Annotated in this window: 17 protein-coding genes; 9 read left to right on the top strand and 8 right to left on the bottom strand. The window is 47.3% G+C overall.

Annotated elements, in window-relative coordinates:
- Positions 1-27: 27 nt before the first annotated feature.
- The 3 genes from HP567_RS11765 to HP567_RS11755 are packed head-to-tail and all read left to right on the top strand — an operon-like array spanning position 28 to position 3,553.
- Complete coding sequence (locus tag HP567_RS11765) at positions 28-984, top strand: GDP-L-fucose synthase family protein (protein ID WP_173608547.1); 957 nt, start codon at positions 28-30, stop codon at positions 982-984.
- Complete coding sequence (locus tag HP567_RS11760) at positions 981-2,087, top strand: glycosyltransferase family 4 protein (protein WP_173608548.1); 1,107 nt, start codon at positions 981-983, stop codon at positions 2,085-2,087. The genes HP567_RS11765 and HP567_RS11760 overlap by 4 nt, the downstream gene beginning before the upstream one ends.
- A 26-nt stretch (positions 2,088-2,113) precedes the next feature.
- The gene (locus tag HP567_RS11755) at positions 2,114-3,553 is read left to right on the top strand and encodes an FkbM family methyltransferase (RefSeq protein ID WP_173608549.1); all 1,440 of its coding nucleotides are present in this window, start codon (positions 2,114-2,116) and stop codon (positions 3,551-3,553) included.
- A 52-nt stretch (positions 3,554-3,605) separates the two neighbouring features.
- On the opposite strand, the gene HP567_RS11750 is transcribed toward HP567_RS11755, so the two are convergent.
- From HP567_RS11750 to HP567_RS11725, 6 genes are all read right to left on the bottom strand, one after another.
- Complete coding sequence (locus HP567_RS11750) at positions 3,606-4,493, bottom strand: NAD-dependent epimerase/dehydratase family protein (protein WP_173608550.1); 888 nt, start codon at positions 4,491-4,493, stop codon at positions 3,606-3,608.
- Between the two features lie 36 nt (positions 4,494-4,529).
- Positions 4,530-5,123: an FkbM family methyltransferase gene (locus tag HP567_RS11745; RefSeq protein ID WP_173608551.1), complete on the bottom strand. Its 594-nt coding sequence runs from the start codon at positions 5,121-5,123 to the stop codon at positions 4,530-4,532.
- Positions 5,124-5,136: 13 nt separating this feature from the next.
- The gene (gene rfbF, locus HP567_RS11740) at positions 5,137-5,916 is read right to left on the bottom strand and encodes a glucose-1-phosphate cytidylyltransferase (RefSeq protein WP_173608552.1); all 780 of its coding nucleotides are present in this window, start codon (positions 5,914-5,916) and stop codon (positions 5,137-5,139) included.
- Positions 5,917-5,940: 24 nt separating this feature from the next.
- Complete coding sequence (gene rfbG / locus HP567_RS11735; RefSeq protein ID WP_173609127.1) at positions 5,941-7,032, bottom strand: CDP-glucose 4,6-dehydratase; 1,092 nt, start codon at positions 7,030-7,032, stop codon at positions 5,941-5,943.
- Positions 7,025-8,428 carry a sugar phosphate nucleotidyltransferase gene (locus tag HP567_RS11730; RefSeq protein WP_173608553.1) on the bottom strand — a complete coding sequence of 468 codons (1,404 nt, stop codon included), beginning with the start codon at positions 8,426-8,428 and terminating at the stop codon, positions 7,025-7,027. Before HP567_RS11730 ends, rfbG begins: the two co-directional genes overlap by 8 nt.
- A gap of 114 nt (positions 8,429-8,542) precedes the next feature.
- Positions 8,543-9,388, bottom strand: coding sequence for a hypothetical protein (locus tag HP567_RS11725; protein WP_173608554.1), 846 nt, complete (start codon positions 9,386-9,388; stop codon positions 8,543-8,545).
- 207 nt (positions 9,389-9,595) lie between these two features.
- On the opposite strand from HP567_RS11725, the gene HP567_RS11720 reads away from it, so the two are divergent.
- Together HP567_RS11720 and HP567_RS11715 are read left to right on the top strand one after the other, a co-directional pair.
- Positions 9,596-10,444, top strand: a complete 849-nt coding sequence (locus tag HP567_RS11720) for a DUF1698 domain-containing protein (protein WP_173608555.1) — start codon at positions 9,596-9,598, stop codon at positions 10,442-10,444.
- Between the two features lie 123 nt (positions 10,445-10,567).
- Positions 10,568-11,755 carry a glycosyltransferase family 2 protein gene (locus tag HP567_RS11715; RefSeq protein ID WP_173608556.1) on the top strand — a complete coding sequence of 396 codons (1,188 nt, stop codon included), beginning with the start codon at positions 10,568-10,570 and terminating at the stop codon, positions 11,753-11,755.
- Positions 11,756-11,759: 4 nt separating this feature from the next.
- Here the strand turns inward: HP567_RS11715 and HP567_RS11710 are convergent, their stop codons facing one another.
- On the bottom strand, positions 11,760-12,107 hold the full coding sequence (locus tag HP567_RS11710) for a DUF1360 domain-containing protein (protein ID WP_137029958.1): 348 nt from the start codon (positions 12,105-12,107) through the stop codon (positions 11,760-11,762).
- A 95-nt stretch (positions 12,108-12,202) separates the two neighbouring features.
- Here HP567_RS11710 and HP567_RS11705 point away from each other — a divergent pair, with 95 nt between their 5' ends.
- Positions 12,203-13,309: a peptidoglycan-binding protein gene (locus HP567_RS11705; RefSeq protein ID WP_173608557.1), complete on the top strand. Its 1,107-nt coding sequence runs from the start codon at positions 12,203-12,205 to the stop codon at positions 13,307-13,309.
- A gap of 55 nt (positions 13,310-13,364) precedes the next feature.
- Here the strand turns inward: HP567_RS11705 and HP567_RS11700 are convergent, their stop codons facing one another.
- On the bottom strand, positions 13,365-14,723 hold the full coding sequence (locus tag HP567_RS11700; protein ID WP_173608558.1) for a hypothetical protein: 1,359 nt from the start codon (positions 14,721-14,723) through the stop codon (positions 13,365-13,367).
- A gap of 137 nt (positions 14,724-14,860) precedes the next feature.
- Between HP567_RS11700 and HP567_RS11695 the strand changes: the two genes are divergently transcribed.
- The 3 genes from HP567_RS11695 to HP567_RS11685 all read left to right on the top strand — a co-directional run bounded on the left by HP567_RS11695 (position 14,861) and on the right by HP567_RS11685 (position 22,073).
- Positions 14,861-15,745 carry a glycosyltransferase family 2 protein gene (locus HP567_RS11695; protein ID WP_173608559.1) on the top strand — a complete coding sequence of 295 codons (885 nt, stop codon included), beginning with the start codon at positions 14,861-14,863 and terminating at the stop codon, positions 15,743-15,745.
- Between the two features lie 110 nt (positions 15,746-15,855).
- The gene (locus HP567_RS11690) at positions 15,856-17,061 is read left to right on the top strand and encodes a hypothetical protein (RefSeq protein WP_173608560.1); all 1,206 of its coding nucleotides are present in this window, start codon (positions 15,856-15,858) and stop codon (positions 17,059-17,061) included.
- A 155-nt stretch (positions 17,062-17,216) separates the two neighbouring features.
- Positions 17,217-22,073 carry a hypothetical protein gene (locus tag HP567_RS11685; RefSeq protein WP_173608561.1) on the top strand — a complete coding sequence of 1,619 codons (4,857 nt, stop codon included), beginning with the start codon at positions 17,217-17,219 and terminating at the stop codon, positions 22,071-22,073.
- Positions 22,074-22,118: the final 45 nt, after the last annotated feature.

Below are 22,118 nucleotides of genomic sequence, written 5' to 3'. Positions count from 1 at the left end.
CGGACGAGAAAGGCAGGTTGACACGAATTGAATCTGGCGAAAAAACGGATTGTGGTGACTGGTGGATCAGGATTTCTAGGAAGCCACGTCGTTCATCAATTGCGCAAGCTGGACTGTACGGACATCTTCATCCCTAGAAGCCATGAATACGATCTTCGCAAAGAACATGATGTGAATAGGATGTTGCAAGATTTCCGTCCCGATATCATTCTTCACTTGGCTGCCGTGGTCGGCGGAATTGGCGCGAATCAAAAAAATCCCGGTAAATACTTTTACGATAATTTGATCATGGGGACTCAGCTCATGGAGCAATCCCGCTTATTCGGTATTGAAAAATTCGTAGCCATCGGAACCATTTGCTCCTATCCGAAACATGCGCCCGTACCGTTTAAGGAAGAAGATATATGGAATGGCTATCCTGAAGAAACCAATGCTCCGTATGGCTTAGCCAAGAAAATGATGCTGGTGCAATCGCAAGCCTATCGCGAGCAATACGGGTTCAATTCCATTTATTTGCTTCCTGTCAATTTGTACGGCCCGGGCGACAATTTTGATTTGGAAACCTCACACGTCATCCCTGCCATCATTCGAAAATGTGTGGATGCAATTCGCAATGACGAGAAGAAGATCGTTCTCTGGGGAACAGGCAGCGTCACACGCGAGTTCATATATGTCGAAGATGCTGCACAGGCGATTATCGCTGCAACTGTGAGCTATGATCAATCTGAACCGGTCAATATCGGTTCTGGTCATGAAATCTCCATCAAAAGCTTAGCAGAAACAATTAAACAGCTAAGCGGCTTCCAGGGAGAGATCGAATGGGATAATACCAAGCCAGACGGACAACCGCGCCGCCTTTTAGATATAACCAAAGCAAAAGAACGGTTCGGCTTCGTGGCTCAAACGTCTTTACTCGCTGGATTGGAGAAAACGATCGCATGGTACATGGCACATCCTCACGTGCAAGGGAGGATCCCAACATGAGAGTCGGAATAAACCTGATGTCAGTGATTCCTGGCAAAATCGGCGGGATGGAACAGTATGTCAGGAACTTGCTGGCCTACTCGATGAATGCTGGGGACGGTCATCAGTGGTTTCTTTTTTTATCCTCACACAACTTCCATACCTTCGAGGCGCAAAAAAATGTGCGCAAATTCATGGTCCCCGACCATGGTAATGCACACGCGATGCTTCATTACTGGATTAACTCCCTGCAGTTGAATTTGTGGTTTTGTCCGCTACTCGTCTTAAATCCAACCGATGTCACAATCCCTTCTGTGATCAACATTCCAGATATCCAGCACGAGTATTACCCGGAGTTTTTCGATGCTCATTCCTTGCGCTGGCGACTGGACAACTACAAATCGTCTGCAGAGCGTTGCAGTGCCGTGCTGACGCTGTCGGAGTTTTCCAAGCAAACAATCCTCCAAAAATTCGGGCTTCCTCCGCATAAAGTACACGCAATCCACCTGGATGCCTCGCGGGAATTTTCCTTGCCGCATAATGAGGCACTCAACCAACAGGTCATACAAAAGTATAAGTTGCCCAGCGAATACGGCTTTTTCCCTGCGAATACATGGCACCACAAAAATCACCTGAATGTATTCAAAGCACTTGTCACTTTGCGGGATAAACACCAAATACGAATTCCCATGGTTTTCACCGGTTTTGCTCAAGAGGCCCATCAAAACGTCATGAATTACATCACAAATAACCAGCTGTGGGACCAAGTCAAATGGCTCCATTACGTACCGCAGGAAGAGATGCCTTACTTGTATCGGAATGCTCAGTTCCTTTGCTTCCCTTCCCTCTTCGAAGGCTTTGGCATTCCGCTGGTAGAGGCCATGAAGTCCAACATTCCCATCGTATGCTCCAATGCAGGGAGCATTCCTGAGGTGGTGGGTGACGCTGCTCTCACCTTCGATCCGAATATTTCCGATGATATCGCGGTGAAGCTCGCCCATCTTTATTTGACACCTGAGGCAAGAGCAGACCTGGTTGCCAAAGGCATCCATCAAGCCAAGCATTTTTCGTGGGAGAAATGCGCACGCGAAACATTGGCTGTCTTTTCTTCCGTCGCACGCTAATGTCATTGAAAGGAGGTCATCTTTGTATGTCTCGCATGCAGCAAATTCGGGAGACGTGGAGGAAGGAGCGCCGAATCCCGTTTCCGTTAACAGAACAAGAAACTTGGGATTTTTGGCTGTTGGAAGCACCGACAAACGATTTGAAAAAGTCGAAGATCAAGCATATAGCGAAAACGATGGGCATCCGCACCTTGATCGAGACAGGCACGTTTAAGGGCGACATGTTGGAAGCGATGAAAAACCATTTCGACCTGCTCGTTTCCATTGAGCTGGATGAAGCATTGTTTATAGCGGCAAAAGAGAGATTCTCAGGTGACAGCCACATCCATATCCTCCACGGTGACAGTGGAGAAGTATTGACCAACCTGATGCACTCTGTTACAACACCCTGCCTGTTTTGGCTGGACGGTCATTACATCCCGCGCTCAACGGAGGCAGCCAAGGGAGACCTGGACACCCCTATCTTGCATGAGTTAGCTGCCATTCTGCAGCATTCTGTTCAAAATCACGTCATTTTGATTGATGATGCTCGCTGCTTTATTGGTCCCAATCCATTGTTGAAAGATTATCCCACTATCCAGGAACTACGAGAATTCGTTCATTCTCTTCGTCCTGACCTCCTATTTGTCGTAGGAAATGACATCATCATGATCTACAATCCACTTGAAGGAGCAACAAATTCGATGAAGAAAGTTGACTTTCACCTGCCGTTTGACAATCGAACCTTTACCGTCTATGGGGACGACTCCGATCAAAGCGTCCTGTACTTTATGGAGTATTACAAAGGATATTATGAAGACTACGTTATCCTTCCTCTGAAAAAAATCGTACAACCTGACCATGTTTGCCTAGACATCGGAGCAAACATCGGTCCGATCTCGCTCGCCCTGAGCTATCTCGCACCTCTAGGCAGGGTGTACGCATTCGAACCCTCCGATGCCAATTATCCTTATCTCCTGCGGAACCTGGCCGAGAATCACATCACCAATGTCGAGCCACTTCAGCTCGGAATAGCGGACCGCAACGGGAACATTCATTTTAATGACGATCCACGTGGAGGCGGATGGTCTTATATCCCGCATGAGCCAGAAGACGTGGGGAAATCCACGCAATTCATATCATGTGTCAGGCTGGATGACTGGGTAGAGCAAAATATGATCTCGCGCATCGACCTCATTAAAATTGACGTGGAAGGCTCGGAGGTCGTCGTCTTGGAAAGTGCCATGCGAACGCTTAAGCAGTGGGACCCGGATGTAATCATTGAATTCAACCCAGAAAGCATCAGGGAAAACTTCGGCAGACATCCACTCGTGCTATACACACTGCTGGAGAAATTGTTTACCCATATTTATATTTTCAAGCGGGACAATACGGTGGTAAAAGTGAAGAACTACAACCATTTATTAGACGAAATGAAACCTTTCCACGCTGATCTTTTCTGCACAAACAAGACTTTCCTCGATTAAGCGCACATAATAAAAACATGGCTGTTGGCTCGCCATGTTTTTTGTTGCGTTGCTATTTGAAAGTGGCCATTACCTTTCTCAATCCATCCTCCAGCTTCACTCGATGTTTCCACCCTAGTGCTTGCAGCGATCGGGTATCTGCTTGTGAATGCATGATTTCCCTATCTGAATACGTAATCGATCCGAACTTCAGGACTGTCCTAGAATGCGTCATCTGATGAACCAGTTCTACAAACTCCCGGATCGAGGTAGCAGTACCTGTCCCTACCTGGTATTCCGTAAAGCCTGCGGGTAGACGGGCAGCATGGGCCAAAAGCACGCGGTAGGCAGAAACGACATCCTCCACATAAATAAAGTCCCTGGCTTGCTTTCCTTCTGTTAGCCTTAGTTCTGGTTGATTTTCGAGACAGCTTTTGATGACAGAAGGGACAAACTTATTCGTATTGTCATAAGGACCATACACATGCTCCAGCCGGACGTTGATGAATTGCAAGGAAGATGTATCTGCTAAGCATTTTCCCCATTCTCGAAATTGACGCTTCGTCAAATTATATGGTTGTAGATGATTGGATAATCGGGTGGGCGCACTGGAAAACGTATCTGTATTTAGAAAAACAGGGGTACCAATGCGCATAGCCATATCCAGCAGTTTAAGCGGAAAGGTCACATTGGCATCTACCATTGTGGCATTGCTCTCGTTGTTGCGTCCATAACAGGTTGCCGTATGGATGATCGCATCGATTTTCCCCTGCTTGAAAAAAGGAGCTTCCCATTGACCGCGATCTGTATCATACGTAATCAAATCAGGCAGTATGTCCTGGATACGCGAGCAATCGGAAGTGCTCCTTTTTAAAAGGATGATGGTATGTCCGTCCAATAGCAGCGCTTTTACGAGCTGGCTTCCGAGAAAGCCTGTCGCGCCGGTCACAAGTATCTTCATTTGGGATCTCTCCCCTTCACCTGCTATGCACTCTTCTTATATCCAGTTCAAGTCGATGTTGTGAATTTGTTTTTCTTGCATGACCCTCCGAAAGTGATCGGCTTTCGCTTTCAAGCCTTCGATCAGCCATTCATGATTTTCTACAACGATTTTTTCTACTTGCAGGTGTAAATTTTGTTCTACGATTTTTTCCAACAGTTCAAATTCTGCTCCCTCGATATCTATTTTGATTAATTTGATCGGCCGATTGAGCATCTGGATGAACTGTGTCAAATCGATTACCTCAACCTCTACATACTTATCGGGATTCGTAACAGGATGATTCGTCAAAAGAGAAGAGGCATACGCAGACCCTGCCGGATCGGTATGGTAAAGATCATGCAAATGCAAGCGCAGCTTGTCGTTTTTATGCCATACCGCTTTGTTTATACATACGACATTGGGATAGGAACCAACCCTTTTTTTCAATTCCTCAAATACGTATGGATTCGGTTCAAAAGCAAAGACGAGGGCGCCTTTATCCGCCATTTTTTGTGAAATAACCCCATAATTCGCTCCACAATCGATCGTTATGTCCCCGTATCCGATCGGAGAAAAAACTTCTTCACTGTTCTCGTTTAATCCGCCCACTCCTGCTTCCTCCTTATATTCGGCTGGTTGCCCATGCTGCCTTTCCGGATTTCCACAGTTTTTCCAAGTAGTTTTTATCTCGAAGCGTATCCATTGGCTGCCAAAAACCGGTATGTTTGAAGGCCATCAGTTGATTCGCCTTGGTCAATCCCTCCAACGGCTCTTTTTCCAAGACCGTCTCATCACCCGCAATATAATCAAATACACCCGGCTCCATGACAAAAAAACCAGCATTGATCCACCCGCCGTCCCCCTTTGGCTTCTCCTGGAATCCTGTTACGGTATTCCCTTCCGCAATATCCAATGCTCCGAATCTGCCTGGCGGTTGAGTCGTGGTGATCGTTGCGAGTTTTTTATGCGTACGATGAAAATTTACCAACTGTTCAATATCGATGTCGGATAAGCCATCTCCATACGTCAGCATGAATGTTTCTTCTCCCACATACTTCTGAATGCGCTTCACCCTTCCACCTGTCCCTGTGTCTTTCCCCGTATCAATCAATGTGACTCGCCACGGAGCAGCATTGTGGTTGTGAAAAGTGACCTGATTGTCATTACGAAAATCAAACGTCACATCAGAATGATGGAGGAAGTAGTGCGCAAAGTACTCCTTGATCATATAGCCTTTGTACCCGAGACAGATGATGAAATCATGGAAACCGTACTTGGAATAAATGGACATGATATGACAAATGATGGGCCAATCACCGATCTCAATGAGCGGCTTCGGACGAAGATGGGTTTCTTCTCCAATGCGCGTACCATACCCTCCTGCCAGGATGACGACTTTCATTGGCTGCCCTCCTTCCTCTGTTGTTCATTGGGCCTTATTTGTATACGCTGCGATTTGGGCCAAACAAATTTCTCTTACGTCTTGCTTTTGTTGATAAGCCTTCTGCCAAGAAATGATACTGTCCAAGGTCTGTTCGAGCGACCAGTTGGGCTTCCAACCGATTACGCTTTTGGCTTTGGAACAGTCCAGCTTTAAATATTGGGCTTCGTGCCATTGTGGATCGGTTCGCTCTGCTTCAAAGCAGGCTCCAGCCCCCCATCGCTCACACAATTGATGGACGATCCACTCTACCGATCTGGCATCTTCCTCATTCGGACCAAAATTCCAGCTCTGAGAGTAATCCTTGCCATTCGCCCACATTTTTTCAGCGAGCATCAAGTACCCCTTCAAGGGCTCCAGGACATGCTGCCACGGCCGGATTGCTTTTGGATTTCGGATAGTGATTGTCTCTCCCTTTATCAAGGCACGAAGGCAATCCGGTATCAAGCGATCAAGAGCCCAATCACCGCCACCGATTACATTGCCTGCTCGCGCTGAAGCAACGGCTACGCCATGCTGGTCATACTGGTCGGGGTGAAAGAAAGCATTGCGATAGGAGGCAGTCACTTGCTCCGAGCATGCCTTGCTGTTGGAATACGGGTCATAGCCACCCAACACATCCTGCTCACGGTATCCCCACACCCACTCCCGATTTTCGTAAACCTTATCCGTCGTAACATTAATGATCGCTTTGATTTTCATTCCATTCTGAACAGCCACTCTCGCCGCTTCGAGTACATTCACCGTACCCATGACGTTGATTTCGTAGGTTTCCGCCGGATATTGATACGACAGGCGCACCAACGGCTGAGCAGCCATGTGAAAGATGATATCTGGTTCTGCTTGGTTGATCGCTTTTTGAACACTTTCCTTTGATCTGACATCATCAATGATGGAATCAACCAATGAGCTGATTTGGGCACACTCAAAAATACTCGGGTTTGTTGGAGGCGAAAGCGCATACCCTGTTACCTTCGCCCCCAAGTCATGCAGCCATAAGCACAGCCATGCGCCTTTGAAGCCTGTATGACCTGTGATCAACACTTTTTTGTCTCGCCAGAACGCAGGTTCAATCATTGCGATCACCGTGCTTCCTTATCTGCTCCAGAATCGCTGACCACGTCATCCCAAGTCGAACGATATCTTCTTCTACTAGCTGACTGCCCATCTGTACCTCGATGAATTCCAGCTCGGTCGTAGCTTTGATTGCATGTTTGGCTCCGACCGGGATTTGCAAAACGTCACCTGGTCCAACCTCTCTCAGCAGATCATCCAAAATGAACTCGCCGCAGCCCTCTACGATGATCCATACTTCACTACGGTGGTGGTGGTACTGATAGCTCAAATTTTTCCCGGCGTATACATGGATTCTTTTCGTTAATACCTCCAAATCGTCTTCATTCTTCTGAAAATGCATAACCTGATACCATCCCCAGCGCCGCTCTTCATACATTGGGCGCTTTGTCCAATCCAAAGCCAAATTTTTGACCATATGGCTTTGTTCCTTGGAAGAAACGAGGATGCCATCCGGGCTCGCCGCCACGATCATATCCGATAGACCGATGGACACGATAGGTATGTCCAATTCGTTGATAACGTGCGTATTGGTGCAATTCTCATCTAGCAAAACCTTACCGATAGCATTCGCGCTCATTTCTTCCGTGAGCGTATTCCACGTCCCTAAGTCCTTCCAGGCTCCGTCATACGGGAGAACGACTACTTTCTCTGCCTTTTCTACGATCTCATAATCAAAGCTGATAGCAGGCATTTGGCTATATTGCTCAAGCATGCGGTTGTATTCAGTAGGCAATCCTTTTTGCTCCAATTCGCGAATCAGATAACCCAATCGAAAAGCAAAAATTCCACAATTCCACAGGGCTTTCTTTTCTACTAAATCCTGCGCTTGCTCAAGGGACGGCTTTTCTTTGAAGCTTTTTACTTTTTGATAGGCATGTGGCCTTTTACTCTCATTCGATTCTGCTTCTAACTGGGGGACAATGTAGCCGTATTTGGTAGATGGATACGTTGGTTTCACTCCGATTAATGCGAGATTCGCGCCTGATTTGAGGATGACGTTCTCCAACTCCTTGATCCTGTCCATGAAGCGGTCCTCAACGAATGGATCTACAGGCATGATGGTGATGACTTCATTCGGGTCCATTGTCAAAGCAGAGTACAAATAGGTCACCGCTAAAGCAATGGCAGGGAAGGTATCCCTTTTTTCCGGCTCCACGATCAAAGGAACGCCTTCACCTAGTTGGCTTTGAAGCAAATCAACATGCGAGCGGCCTGTTGAAATATAAACAGGCTCCGACCAATTGCGGGAGGCCAGTTGTCTCCACACTCGTTGAACCATCGCCTCTGGTTGGGCATGTGCATTGCCTATCAACTTCAAGAACTGTTTGGACCTGACATCATTGGAGAGCGGCCACAGCCTTTTCCCTGAACCACCCGATAGCAATATCAGTTTCACCCAGGCCACCTCTATCCGTTTATCGTGGTTGTATGCACCATCTTATGCGTTTGTCGCAGTCGATGCTCTATGATCCAATGAAAATGGTCAAATAACACGAGGGATGATAGAAGCCTATAAAAACTGAATCCATCGATTGGAGATATAATCGAAAATGTAAGAACCTGCTTGTGGAAGATAGGGAGCCATGAAAAACCTCATAAAGTGCTTCGTGTATCCTTGAAAATGAAGAGAAAACAACGGCAGATATCGCCCCGTTGCCTTATCCTTGCAGCACAAGACACCATTTATCGAGTACACTTTCTTATAGCCGTACAAATTTTCCATTGATGTAGCCTGCTGAATATTCCCATCGATTATGCCATCATGAAACAAGCCATTCGTGATTTGGTAATCCTTGAACCGCTCAAGAAATAGCAAGGCCAGCACCATATCCGTAATGAGAGGCTGATTGAATCGTACATGTTCCTTTCTTTGCATGGTGTATTGAACGACTTGCGCGAATGCAATCGGATTGGCAAAATGAGATTTCATGAACTCGCAATATAGCTCCAACTTCTGCCTATCTACGAAATTTGTCCATACGAATTCCATCGTAAAGTTGCCAAAGCGCGGATGGTTCACATCGGTAAACAGCAAGACATCCGTATCGATATAACAGCATTTCGGAATCTGATGCCTTTCCATAAACGCCAACAAAATAAACCATCTCTGAAAACAAAACAAATTGTACTCATAGGGCATGAAATGAATATGTTTATAGACTCTCGTCATGTCGGCTGCAGCATGCATGTAATCGTCTATCATCTCGTAAAGGATGCCGTTCGTAGCATGCCTCCTATTCCCTCCATTCCCTATCAGATAGACGGGCGAATGGGGGTTGCTTCTTTTCGCTTGCTGCAAGCTGTATGTGAGATAATCATCGTCCCCGCGATGGATGATCACGATGGGCAAGGGCATACTCTTTCCACCTCCTTTTTCTCCCCATACTTTATGTAGGTGACGGACAACGAGAAACGGGCATATGCCTTTTTTCCGAAAACCTGCTTGTAACCAAGCAACTTTAGACATGAATAGGACGAAATTAATGCATTTATATCATTTCCCCCAGCATGGTCCGAACATATCGTATAGGGCAAGCACTCTGCAATGAAGGGGGACATGTCGATGGGAAGATTTTGGACAGATCAGGAAATCCTCGATGAGATCAACAAACGACGATGGTACCATAAAATCGCACTGCGACCCGGGATTGTCACACCCGGGATTTCGCTTCTGGAAGGTATATGGAATATGACGAGACAATCCCGAGAATACATCCAATATTCGGGGAAACGCGTCCTTGATCTCGCTAGTTTTGACGGGATGTGGGCTTTTGAAGCGGAGCAGAGAGGGGCAAGTCTTGTCGTGGCTACGGACTGTATGCAGCCACTCTATTTGAATTTTGAGTTTTGCAAGAACATCCTGCAAAGCAAAGTTTTGCCGTTGTACAATACCAGCCCTTATAAACTTTGGGAGGGGCTACAGGTATTGCTGATGGACGATTTTACAGAACCACTGCCATTCCCCCATCAAATTCGGCACAATCAATTTGATATCGTCCAGCATCTTGGTCTGCTCTATCATCTGCGCGATCCAATGTGGACATTGTCGCAATGCCGAAGCGTGATTAAACCCGGCGGGCACCTCTTGTTGGAAACTGCCTGTATTTTGGATACGAATCAATCCATCATGGTCTACAACGGAGCTCCTGGACAAATGAACCGGATTTATAAGGACGATACGACTTGGTGGTTGCCATCCGTGCTTTGCATTGAGGAGATGCTGAAAGGCACGTTGTTTGAAGTTCTTCCTGAATCCGTTCGGACCATCCCCTCCGGCAAAATCAACAATTACGATGCAGGTCGCATCAGCCTCGTGGCAAGAGCCATTCCTGGTAGCGCAATCGACCATAACTGTCACGCGGAGTTGCTCCGTATATTCCGCAATCCAGGGATCATTCCGGACTACCTGTAATATCCGGAGAATTTGAAATCGGGTGCACAAGATCGACGATGCTTGTGTACCCGATTTTCCATTTTTTCATAGTCTGAAGGTAGTGCATGCATTTTTTATGATGGAAAGATGGGAGTGAATCTCGTGTCCCACTCACAGCAACCATTAGTGAGTATCATTACCCCCTCTTACAACCAAGGCCGGTTTATTCGTGAGACGATAAATAGCATATTGACCCAGGATTATGCAAACCTTGAGCATATCGTGGTAGATGGAGGCTCGACTGACGATACGCTCTCCATCCTGCAAGAATATGCACAAAAAGATCCGCGCTTCCGTTATATTTCCGAACCGGATCGCGGACAGTCTCACGCGCTTAACAAAGGTCTGGCAATGGCAAGAGGGGAAATCATTGGCTGGCTGAATTCAGACGACACCTATGTACCCGGCGCCATCATGCTGGCTGTTCACGCTTTTGCGAACAACCCGAGCTGGGGAATGCTTCACGGCAATTGCCAAGTGATGAACGAGTACGGTCAAGTATCTTCCACCTATCCGTCAGAACAGGCTGATTCCAAGAAGTTGTATCAGAGCTGCGTGATTTGCCAGCCTTCCGCTTTCATCAGGACCCACGTTTTCAGGCATATGGGGGGCGTAGATGAAAAGCTGCAATTTTGCATGGATTACGACCTGTGGATGCGCATCGCCAAATTTTATCCCATCGGTTATGTGCCTCACTACTTAGGAAACGCCCGAATCCACACGACCTGCAAATCAGCTACACAATGGCATTCTGTCGGCGTACCTGAAGTATTACGATCACTTGCGAAAAATTATTCGTCTATCCCCAGCCATTGGATATCGTACGTTCCACACTACAAAGGCATGGGTGTACTCGACCTCTTGAGGATCTATAAGTCCTTTCCATCCAATACAACCAGAATTACAAGCATGAATCGGGGGATGGACTTGTGGGCGCCTCCAGTCCTGCGTGCGATTGTAGAATCAGATCCATCAGCACCGGCTCAAATGTTGTTACTGAAGGGCAAAGTCCCTGGCTCCCCTGCAAAATTGCCGAAGCCCATAGTTTTGACTGCGCTCGTGAATGGCGTCAACGTAAAAAGTTACACCGTTGATAAACCCACCTTTGCCCTCGAAATTCCACTCGATCCGAATGCCACAACACTCCGTGTGGACATCGCTTCTTCCAGTGTCGGTGTACCGAGCACTCCGCAAGTCCAGCAAAGAATCGTGGGGGGATACATGGCCGAAGAAATTATTCCTCTTTCGTATGACGAAGTGATCGTGTACAGAACTTTTTCAAGGAGTTAACCATTCAACTCGTATATAGCTTCGTTTCAATGACAGCCGCCGCTCCGGCTATGGCAAGCAGGAGCAGCAACGGATAGGCGGCTGGCACATACATATACAACCCAACGATCAAAGCGCCTACCCATATTCCCACACACCAATGGCAGCTCAACAGTCTGCCTATCCATTGGCGCACCCTACCACCTTTAAATTGAAAGTCCCGAACCATTTGCCCCGACTCATCAGGTACATATAACACCTGGTAAAATGGGTTTCGCAGAAAAGACGTAATCTCATCAAAAACAATCAAATGCGTGAGACGAAAGCTTGCCAGCACGAGAATGATTAGGTCAATCCATGAGAGGTCAAACATTCCACCTCCACCTCTTTCCAATATTTTGTGCTTTTCTCATTTGTTCCACATTTAGTACCATTGTGGTGCGACAAACCAGAGAAAGGCGTGATGAGATGAATCGCAACATGAAGAAAATGGCAACGATCCTTTCCCTGTCCGTCCTCGTAACCATGATCGGACAACCTGCATTTGCGAAAACTAGCTTTACTTCTTTGAAAAAAGGAATGAAAAGCTCGCGTGTGCTTGAAGTGGAAAAAATGCTCGATGCACTCCATTACGACTACAAGCTGGTAGTGGACAAGACATACAACAGCTACACAGTTTATAACGTCAAAGCGTTCCAGAAAAAATACAAGCTCAAGCAAACAGGAATTGTAAACAAAGCAACTTACGATAAACTGAAGAGCGCGTACCAAGCACGCAATCAAGAGCAACCGACACAGCCGAGCACACCGTCCAAGCCTGGCAAGCCTGGCAAGCCTGCTGAATCCAACGATTACGTTACGCTGAAATTGGGTGCTAGCGGTGAAAACGTGAAGGAATTGCAAAAGATGCTCGCTGGCCTCGGATACAAAGTAACTGCCTCCGGTTATTACGATGAATCTACGCGCTTTGCCGTCATGCTATTCCAGTCGCGCAATAAACAACCGTTGACTGGTGAAGCAGATGCCAAAACTTATACAGCCATTCAAACGCAATACAAGAACAATCCAGTGCAGCCCGGGCAAGATACGAAGCCAACTACTCCAACAAATCCAACGACTCCCGTAACACCAAGCAAGCCTGAGCAACCGCAAAACCCTGGTGCTGGCACGCAAGTTCCTCTACCCGCTGGTTTGACGGCTGAGGAAAAAGAAATGGTTCAGCTCGTGAATCAAGAGCGCACCAGCCACGGACTCGCTCCTTATCAAGTGGACATGCAGTTGGAGAATGTTGCACGTGTAAAAGCCCAAGATATGGTAAACAAAGGGTACTTTAGCCACACGTCTCCCACTTACGGCTCACCGTTTCAAATGATGGACACTTTTGGTATTCGCTATATTGCTGCTGCTGAAAATATTGCCCAAAACTATTCCGTAAGCAGCGCTCATCAAATGTTCATGAATTCCTCCGGGCACAAAGCCAATATCATGAGTCCAACATACGACTACGTTGCCATTGCTGTTGTAAATGGCGGTCCGTACGGGAAAACGTTCGTACAAATGTTCTTGAAAAAATAGAGACGCGGAACGGAAAAGCCATCATTTCTACTGAAATGGTGGCTTTTCTTCCCTATTAGAAAGACACGGCGATCCGGTTATTGGCGGAAAAGTGTACGGTCTGATCGTTGCACAGCACGACACCCTCGACCACGATTCCCTTCCCCGCTTCTTGTTTCATAAAAGAAATCTGAAAGTTTTGGAAGGATTCCGTCGATTCTGGCACAATGGTTACAGGCTGGATCGGCGCTATCCAGTATTCCCCTCTCTCCATCGCTTGGGCAAACCAATCGTCTTCCAAGTATCTCCAGCCTTTTAAGCCCGATGTACCTTGCACGGCCATCGTTTCCACGAGCTTCGGCGGCAATACCTGCCCTCCCATTTTGATTGAATCGACTGGTGAGACACGCAGGCAAACGATTGGATTTTTCAGTTCAACATTCCCCGTATTTTTCACCTGAAGCGTCCCAATCAACAGGTACGGCTTCTCCACTGATTCAGAGTGAATCAACGTGTAATCAAAATACACTTCGGCCGTTGTACGCAATTCGACCTGTTCAGGCACTTCTTCAACTGGATGAATGGTCACTACCTGTTCCAGCAGTTCTTCTTCTGCCAGGATCAACAGCTCTTCCCGTTCACTTTCTGACTCGCTGTTTACTTCTCTATTTAAGTCAATGACCTCAGCACTCGGCTGGTCATTTTCCTGAATCGTGTTTTGTTCTTCTGCCAATGGCTTTTCGTCTTCTCCCTGCTGACTTTCCTTGTCAGAGGTAAAGAGCATCGTGGAATAAAACAGTTTTAAAATATTGGGTGGCAAAAAAGCCATTGGTTGAATGTGCAATCCATTTTGGAAATACTCCAAAACCCCTGATGCTAAGTGCAGCGCAATTTTTTCCGAATACAGTTTACGTTTGCTCACTTCCGTAAAAAGGGGCAGCTGCAACTGGATGTGAACGATCGATGGTTGCTTTTGATTTTTGGTTACTTTATAGTGACACGGGATTCCTGACTGCTGCATCTCTGTACGTAAACACTTGATCAGATCTTGCCGCTTTTCATCCTCTGACTGAAAGAAAATCAGTCTCGGCTTTTCCAGGACTCTCATTTCCTTCAAGCTGAAACGTATGGCGACATCTGTATTTTTCGCCAGAGACGGATTGTTTTGACTTAAGACAACCTCCATCCCACTATCAGAAAGAAATTTTTGAACGTTCCCCAATACCTCCCACTCATAGGCAGTCCCTCCTGAAGATATGCCTGTAAAAAGAACGCAAACTTTTCCTTTCAACCCCGAATCCAGGTCAACTCTTTTATTCGTCAAATCCCACTTCAATTGAAAGCCATTTTGCTTGCAAAATAAACGGAACGCTGGCAGAGCCGCGTACGGCATGGTCCCGCCACGTTGACCACTGTAATATACCTCAACATCCATTCCCATCTCTCCTTACGACACTTTCCTTCAGTCCGCGATATTGTATGAATGCCCAGTGTCCAAAGTGAACATTTTTGGCGATGACTGTTCCGAAGAAGCGCTTTGCGCATACGATGGCTACAGAAAGGAGTGGTTATATGCCCACCTCACAAATGCCCCTGATCTCCATTATCATTCCTGTAAAAAATGAGGGGGACAATGTGCGTTCTACCATCACTTCCCTTTTGAATACAAGAACCACGTATCCGTATGAAGTGATCGTAGTTGATGATGCCTCAACTGATAACGGTTGTCACTTTTTACAAGGCCAAGGGCAAAATGAAAAAATAAAATTAATCACGACAGAAGGCATTGGTGCTGCAGCAGCACGAAATTTGGGCGTGAATCATGCCCGTGGCAACTACTTCATTTTTTGCGATGCCCATCTGTCTTTTGAAAACTTTTGGATCGATCGTATGATGGAGCTCATTCTGACAAAAAAGGCAGATGGTGTTGCTCCCGGAATCGCTTCCATGACAGAGCCACATAAAATTGGATATGGGCAAAATCTGAATCAGAAGCTCGAGATTACCTGGTATCCAAAACCAATGGGCCCTGCACCGGTTGCGATATTGCCAGGGGGATGCTTCCTGGTCACCAGAGAAGCTTTTGTGAAAGTCGGGGGCTTTGACCGTGGTTTTCGCATATGGGGATTTGAGGATATCGAGTTTTCCATTAAGATGTGGCTCTTTGGATATACGTGTATGGTACAGCCATCCGTAAAAATCTTGCATTTGTTTAGGCAAGTTCACCCTTACACAGTTGCACATGAGCACATTTATTACAATATGCTTCGAATGGCGTATAGCCATTTTAACGAGCAGCGGATTGAGGCAGCGAAAAAACTTGTACTCTACGCAAATGCGAGTGAAATTGCGGATGATGTGCTGACTTGCGGGGCGGCCGCTCAGCGTGTTCGATATGCTGCCCAAAGAAAATTCGACGACAATTGGTTCTTCCAAAAATTCCAAATTCCGTTCTAACAAAAGATAGTGACCTAAAAAATAGGCGCATGCTCAACATGCCAAACTCCCGTTGCCCACATAGTATGTAACTGCAAAGCAAACTCCCTAGGAAAGGAAGGATTCTTACGGTGAAACATCACGTGAAGCCCATTATGGGTCGCCAGCTCCCTACACCGACGCCTACAGCAACTCCTCCTATATCGAACAACCTGCAGGAAGAGTGCATTCGCGTCAACAAGGTGTATGACTGGGTAGTATTAGCGAACAGCTACCGAAACAAGATTGCCCTTCCCGACGATTGTCAAGCTCTGGTAGACGCTGCCATTCGTGCAGGGCAAGATATCACGCTCTCCTGCGTTGAGCCAGTTACTCCTGGTCCTACTTGCAGAGTCGTCAGTATTCGCCGCGAGAACATTACAGTCGGTGGAACCACCGTTCGGGTCGGGGTCGTTCGCTTCGTGTTCGGAGCCACTGTGCTGGTTCGTGTATTTGCAGACGGAACACCTCTCTGCGAATTCACAACAACCGTGCAATTCGATCAGGAAGTCGTTCTCTGCCTGCCAGAACCACTTGATGAGGACAATATTTTGTGCCGAATCAGTGCTTTTGAGTGCTCACCGACCGGTACCGTTCTCCTCGGTGGCATGGTTCAACTCGACGTCATTGTCTGCGTAGAAATCCAGGTAGAAGCTGAAGTCAAACTGGAAGTATTGGCGAAATTCTGCGCGCCGCGTCCAAACAACATTCCAATTCCATCGCCAACGCCATCTTTCCGTTGCCCGCCGATCACATTCCCGCCACAATGCCCGCCAATCTTCCCAGTACGCAACTGCGATTGCCAGGCGTCCGTCAACGCATTGGTACCGAACATTTCCGTATCGCTCGGTATCCCGCTCGTACTCGCGGCCGGAACCATTCAGCTTATCGCAGATATCTGCCCAAGCTGCGATCCGTCCAGCAGCTCGTTTACCTTTAACTTCTTTGATAATGTCTTGCCAGATGTACTCCCTGGCGATCAAAGCTTCAGCTTCTCGCCTACGACTATCAGCTCTCCGACCTGCATTACCGTCTTGCCGATCCTTCCTATCGTGACAGGTCTCGTCGTAACAGGTACCGGCGTTCAGACATTTACCGCAACAGGGGCACAGGAGACCGTAACCTACTCCCTCACTTTGGCGGAAACAGGTCTCGGCCTGCCTGATGTCATCATCCTGACACTCACGAACTCTGCCGGTGTCCTCATTTTCTCCGCAACCGTCACCGTTGTGCCAGACGAACAATTGCTGGTTGCCGATTGCATCACTTTCGGAGATATTGTCATCACTTCTCCGTAAGCTAAACAAAAAAGATGATTACCAATCAGGCGGGAGAAGACCAGCACTTCTCCCGTTTTTTCTATGGATAAACAGTCACGGCAATACAGGCACCAATTCCCACCCCGTACATATGACTATATGGGAATGCCAGACGGAAAAAGGAGGACAACACTGTGTACAAAAGGAGAATCTCCAATGCGAACAAGCCGAAAGAAAATGAGAAGCTCCTCCTGCTAAAAAAACAAGCACACTACTACGAAGACAAAGCAAACCAACTCATGAAAGAAGTGTGGCACCTACAAAAGCTGATAGAGGAAACATCCCAAAAAAACGAAGCATACAGAGACCAGCTTGAACAATTAAACCAGAACCTCCACGATTTGGACAGCAAAGGGGCAGAATGGAAACAGCGCTTGAACGATTCACAAGACATGCTTCAAGAAATGAAAAGCAAGCTCGACTACTACGAGCATCTCTTGAAACAACGCGAAAATGCCATAGCCGACCACCAGGAAACAGAGGCAAAACTAAAGAGTTCGATCGAAAGCTTGCAGACCGAGATCAGAGAGCAACGAAAAGGTCCACGACTTGAAGAAATCATGTCGAAACACCAAGCTCAAGAAGCACACTTGCGGGAGCACATTGAATTGCTCCAACGGCGTATACAAAGCTACGAACAAAAAGAGGCACAATGGCAAAAAGCGTTACACGAGCAAGATCAGCAGCAACTGAGTCAAATCGAGGAAATCCTGCATGAACGACAGCAGCATTTAGACATGATCGCGCATCTGGAGCAGCAACAGCTTACCTGGAAACAAGCTTTGGATCATGCAAATGAAGAATTTGAGAGTGCACAGATGAAGCAGCATGAGCAACTCTCCAAAATCGAATCGTTGAATCAGCAGTTGGCGGACGCACGGGCACGGGAAGAGCAGACACTCTCTGCCCTACAGCAGCTTAAAGAAGCAAGCGCAAATGGAGAGGTGCGGGAACAGGAACTACAGGTGCGAGAGCAAAACCTCCACGCATTTGAGCATAGTCTCCAGGCGCACGAGCAGGATCTACACGCTCTCCAACAAGACCTCCAGTCGAAGGAGCAAGAGCTGCATTCTCAGACGCAACACCTACAAAAACGGGAACAGAAGCTGCTCGGTCTTGAACAAGAGCTTCAGACCCAATGGTTAGAACTACATTCTCAAGCGGATCACCTGCAGATGAAAGAACAGGAGCTGCTTGCCACAGATCAAAAGCTCCAAACTAAGGAGCTGGAGCTGCATTCCCAGACACAAGAGCTTCAAGCGCGGCAGCAAGAACTTCTCGGTTTTGAGCAAGAGTTGCGGGGGCAAAGCCAAGAACTGCAATCCTTAAAACATAACCTGCAGACCAAAGAACAAGAGCTGCTTGTTACTGAGCAAGACCTCCAGGCTAAGGAGCTGGAGTTGCATTCTCAGAGACAAGAGCTTCAAGCACAGGAGCAGGAACTTCTCGGTCTTGAACAAGCGTTACAAGCGCAAGGACTGGAAATACACTCTCAGGCACAAGACCTTCATGCAAGGAAGCAGGAACTTCTCGGTCTGGAGCAAAAACTCGAGACGAAAGAGCAACAGCTCCAGTCCAAAGAGCTAGAGCTACATTCCCTGGCACAAGACCTCAACGCTCGGGAGCAGGGCTTGCTCGATTTTGAGCAAAAACTCGAGGCTAAGGGACTCGAACTTCAATCCCTGACGGAAAACCTCCATTCACGGGAGCAGGAACTTCATGTTCTCGAAAAAGAACTGCAGACTCAAGGTCAAGAACTTCATTCCCTAGCGCATAACCTCGAGACGAAAGAACAGCAGCTCACTTCCAAAGAGCTAGCGCTGCATTCCCAAACGCAAAACCTCAACGCGCGGGAGCAGGACCTTCACGGTCTTGAAAAAGAGCTTCAAACTCAAGGCCAAGAACTCCAATCCCTGGCCCAAAACCTGCAAACGAAAGAACAGCAGCTCACTTCCAAAGAGCTAGAGCTGCATTCCCTGACACAAGACCTCAACTCACGGGAGCAGGACCTTCACGTTCTCGAAAAAGAGCTTCAGACACAAGGTCAAGAACTTCAATCCTTAGCGCATAACCTCGAGACGAAAGAACAACAGCTTACTTCCAAAGAGCTAGAGCTGCATTCCCTGACGCAAGACCTCAACTCACGGGAACAGGACCTTCATGTTCTCGAAAAAGAGCTGCAGACACAAGACCATGAACTTCAATCCCTAGCGCATAACCTCGAGTCGAAAGAACAACTGCTCACTTCTAAAGAGCTAGACTTCCATTCACGGGAACAGGACCTTCACGTTCTCGAAAAAGAGCTGCAGACGCAAGGGCAAGAACTTCAATCCCTAGTGCATAACCTCGAGACGAAAGAACAACTGCTCACTTCCAAAGAGCTAGAGCTGCACTCCCAAACGCAAGACCTCCATTCACGGGAGCAGGACCTTCATGTTCTCGAAAAAGAGCTGCAGACGCAAGGGCAAGAACTTCAATCCCTAGTGCATAACCTCGAGACGAAAGAACAACTGCTTCAATCCAAAGAGCTAGAGCTGCTTTCCCTGACGCAAGACCTCAACTCACGGGAACAGGACCTTCATGTTCTCGAAAAAGAGCTGCAGACACAGGGTCAAGAACTTCATTCCCTAGCCCATAACCTCGAGACGAAAGAACAGCAGCTCACTTCCAAAGAGCTAGAGCTGCATTCCCAAACGCAAAACCTCAACGCGCGGGAGCAGGACCTTCACGTTCTCGAAAAAGAGCTGCAGACACAGGGCCAAGAACTTCATTCCCTAGCTCAAAATCTCGAGACGAAAGAACAACAGCTCACTTCCAAAGAGCTAGAGCTGCATTCCCTGACAAAAGACCTCAACGCACGGGAACAGGACCTTCACGTCCTCGAAAAAGAGCTGCAGACTCAAGGCCAAGAACTTCAATCCCTAGCGCAAAACCTCGAGACGAAAGAACAGCAGCTCACTTCCAAAGAGCTAGAGCTGCATTCCCTGACAAAAGACCTCAACGCACGGGAGCAGAACCTTCATGTTCTCGAACAAGAGCTGCAGACACAAGGGCAAGAACTACAATCCTTAGCGCATAACCTCGAGTCGAAAGAACAACAGCTCACTTCCAAAGAGCTAGAGCTGCATTCCCTGACAAAAGACCTCAACGCACGGGAACAGGACCTTCACGTCCTCGAAAAAGAGCTGCAGACTCAAGGCCAAGAACTTCAATCCCTAGCGCAAAACCTCGAGACGAAAGAACAGCAGCTCACTTCCAAAGAGCTAGAGCTGCATTCCCTGACAAAAGACCTCAACGCACGGGAGCAGAACCTTCATGTTCTCGAACAAGAGCTGCAGACACAGGGCCTAGAACTGCAATCACAAGCAGATAACCTCCAAACAAAAGAACAAGAACTTACAATCCTCGAACAAGGACTTAAAGTTCGAGGGCAAGACCTTCTCACACAGACGCAATACCTTCAAGCTCGAGAGCAAGACCTTTACATTCTCGAGCAAGAGCTGCAAACGCGCGGGCAAGAACTTCACTCTCAGAATCAAAACCTCCAGACAAAAGAACAAGATCTGCTCGCTTTCGAGCAAGGGCTTCAGGCGAGAGAGCAAGAACTTCTCGAGCAGACGCAAGGCCTTCAAGTACGGGTAGAAGAATTAAACCGTTTTGAACAAGAGCTGCAGGCTCAAGGAAAAGAACTACAAGCTCATTCGCAGGCGTTGCAGGTTCAAGAACAAGAACTCAAGACCCATGAACAGGAGCTTCGGGATTGGGAACAAGCCAACCTCTCTCAGGAGCAAGCGCTTTTGACTCAGAGCCAAGAACTACAGGTACAAGAACAAGGACTTCAATCCCGAGAGCAAGCGCTGCAGCTTCGCGGACAGGAGCTTCTCTCTCATGAGCAGGAAATCCACTCCCACGAGCAACAGTTACTCACGCTGAAACAAGAGCTGAACGCGCGAGATCAAGAGCTACACACCCAAGAGCAGGAGCTGCTCGCTCAAGCGCATACCCTACAAACTCGTGAACAGGAGTTGCTTACTCGGGAGCAAGAACTACACACACTGGAACAAGCACTACTCTCTCAGGAGCAAGAAATCCAAGTTCAAAGGCAAGATTTGCATATCCGGGAGCAGGAGCTGCAAGTGCAGAATCAAGATAGATACACCCGAGAGCAAGAACTCGAAGCGCAAAAACAAGATGTACACACGAAAGCGCAAGAACTAGAAGCGACCCGCCAGGAGATGTTGCAAAAAGCAATCGATCTCGAACAGAGTTGGACAGCCAAACACGAAGCGACTTCTCAACAATTAACGGAAGCTCTGCTTGAGCTGGAGGCAGCCCGGTTAACGAAAAATCAACTCGTTGCTGACTATAAAAAGCTGGCCGAATCCCATTCCCTGCATGAGCAAGAATTGCAGCAAAGCATCCAAAAACGCGACGAAGAAATCCAACAAACACAAAACACCGTTAAGAGTCTCCAGTCGGAGTTAAAAGAAGCACGACAGCAATTAACGGAGGCGGAGAATCGCATCAAAGCTTTTCAGCAACAAGCCAAGGAAACCGACGAGAAGCTCGCGAACGTGTCTCTTCAAAAAAATAAATGGAACGAAATGCTAGAGAAAACAACTCAAAAATATGACACTCTGCTAACGGAAAAAGAAAAAGCCATTGAAGAGTTTACATCCCAGGAGCAATTGATGAAAAAGACGATAGCCGGACTAAAAAACATGGTGAAAGAGTTCCAAAACAACGAAGAAAAATACAAACAAATCATCAAAGAATTCACGCAAAAAGAAACTCGATCCAATAAAGCCTTCAGCCATTTCCAGCATAGCGCTTCATTCCAACAAAATACTCAATTCCAGCCAGGCACCCAATTCCAACAAACCACTCCATTTATGCCAAGCTCCGATCCCTCGACACAACAAGTAACTCCCACACCCGTAAAAATGCCGATGTATCCCCCAAACGCCAACGCCTTCAACCCGTTTCGTTGAATAAGTAAAATGTGCGAGAGCCGTTACCATGTGCAGCCATACTGA

The organism is Brevibacillus sp. M2.1A (assembly GCF_013284355.2).
Taxonomy (GTDB): Bacteria; Bacillota; Bacilli; order Brevibacillales; family Brevibacillaceae; genus Brevibacillus.
Note: the sequence above shows the minus strand (reverse complement) of the source record. Positions and strands in the feature narration are given on the sequence as shown.

What these genes read in the sequence shown, in the direction of transcription:
- HP567_RS11760 (WP_173608548.1), top strand. Translation starts at nt 981, where the DNA reads ATGAGAGTCGGAATAAACCTGATGTCAGTGATTCCTGGCAAAATCGGC.
- HP567_RS11755 (WP_173608549.1), top strand. Translation starts at nt 2,114, where the DNA reads ATGTCTCGCATGCAGCAAATTCGGGAGACGTGGAGGAAGGAGCGCCGA.
- HP567_RS11750 (WP_173608550.1), bottom strand. Translation starts at nt 4,493, where the DNA reads ATGAAGATACTTGTGACCGGCGCGACAGGCTTTCTCGGAAGCCAGCTC.
- rfbF (WP_173608552.1), bottom strand. Translation starts at nt 5,916, where the DNA reads ATGAAAGTCGTCATCCTGGCAGGAGGGTATGGTACGCGCATTGGAGAA.
- rfbG (WP_173609127.1), bottom strand. Translation starts at nt 7,032, where the DNA reads ATGATTGAACCTGCGTTCTGGCGAGACAAAAAAGTGTTGATCACAGGT.
- HP567_RS11725 (WP_173608554.1), bottom strand. Translation starts at nt 9,388, where the DNA reads ATGCCCTTGCCCATCGTGATCATCCATCGCGGGGACGATGATTATCTC.
- HP567_RS11720 (WP_173608555.1), top strand. Translation starts at nt 9,596, where the DNA reads ATGGGAAGATTTTGGACAGATCAGGAAATCCTCGATGAGATCAACAAA.
- HP567_RS11710 (WP_137029958.1), bottom strand. Translation starts at nt 12,107, where the DNA reads ATGTTTGACCTCTCATGGATTGACCTAATCATTCTCGTGCTGGCAAGC.
- HP567_RS11705 (WP_173608557.1), top strand. Translation starts at nt 12,203, where the DNA reads ATGAATCGCAACATGAAGAAAATGGCAACGATCCTTTCCCTGTCCGTC.
- HP567_RS11700 (WP_173608558.1), bottom strand. Translation starts at nt 14,723, where the DNA reads ATGGATGTTGAGGTATATTACAGTGGTCAACGTGGCGGGACCATGCCG.
- HP567_RS11695 (WP_173608559.1), top strand. Translation starts at nt 14,861, where the DNA reads ATGCCCACCTCACAAATGCCCCTGATCTCCATTATCATTCCTGTAAAA.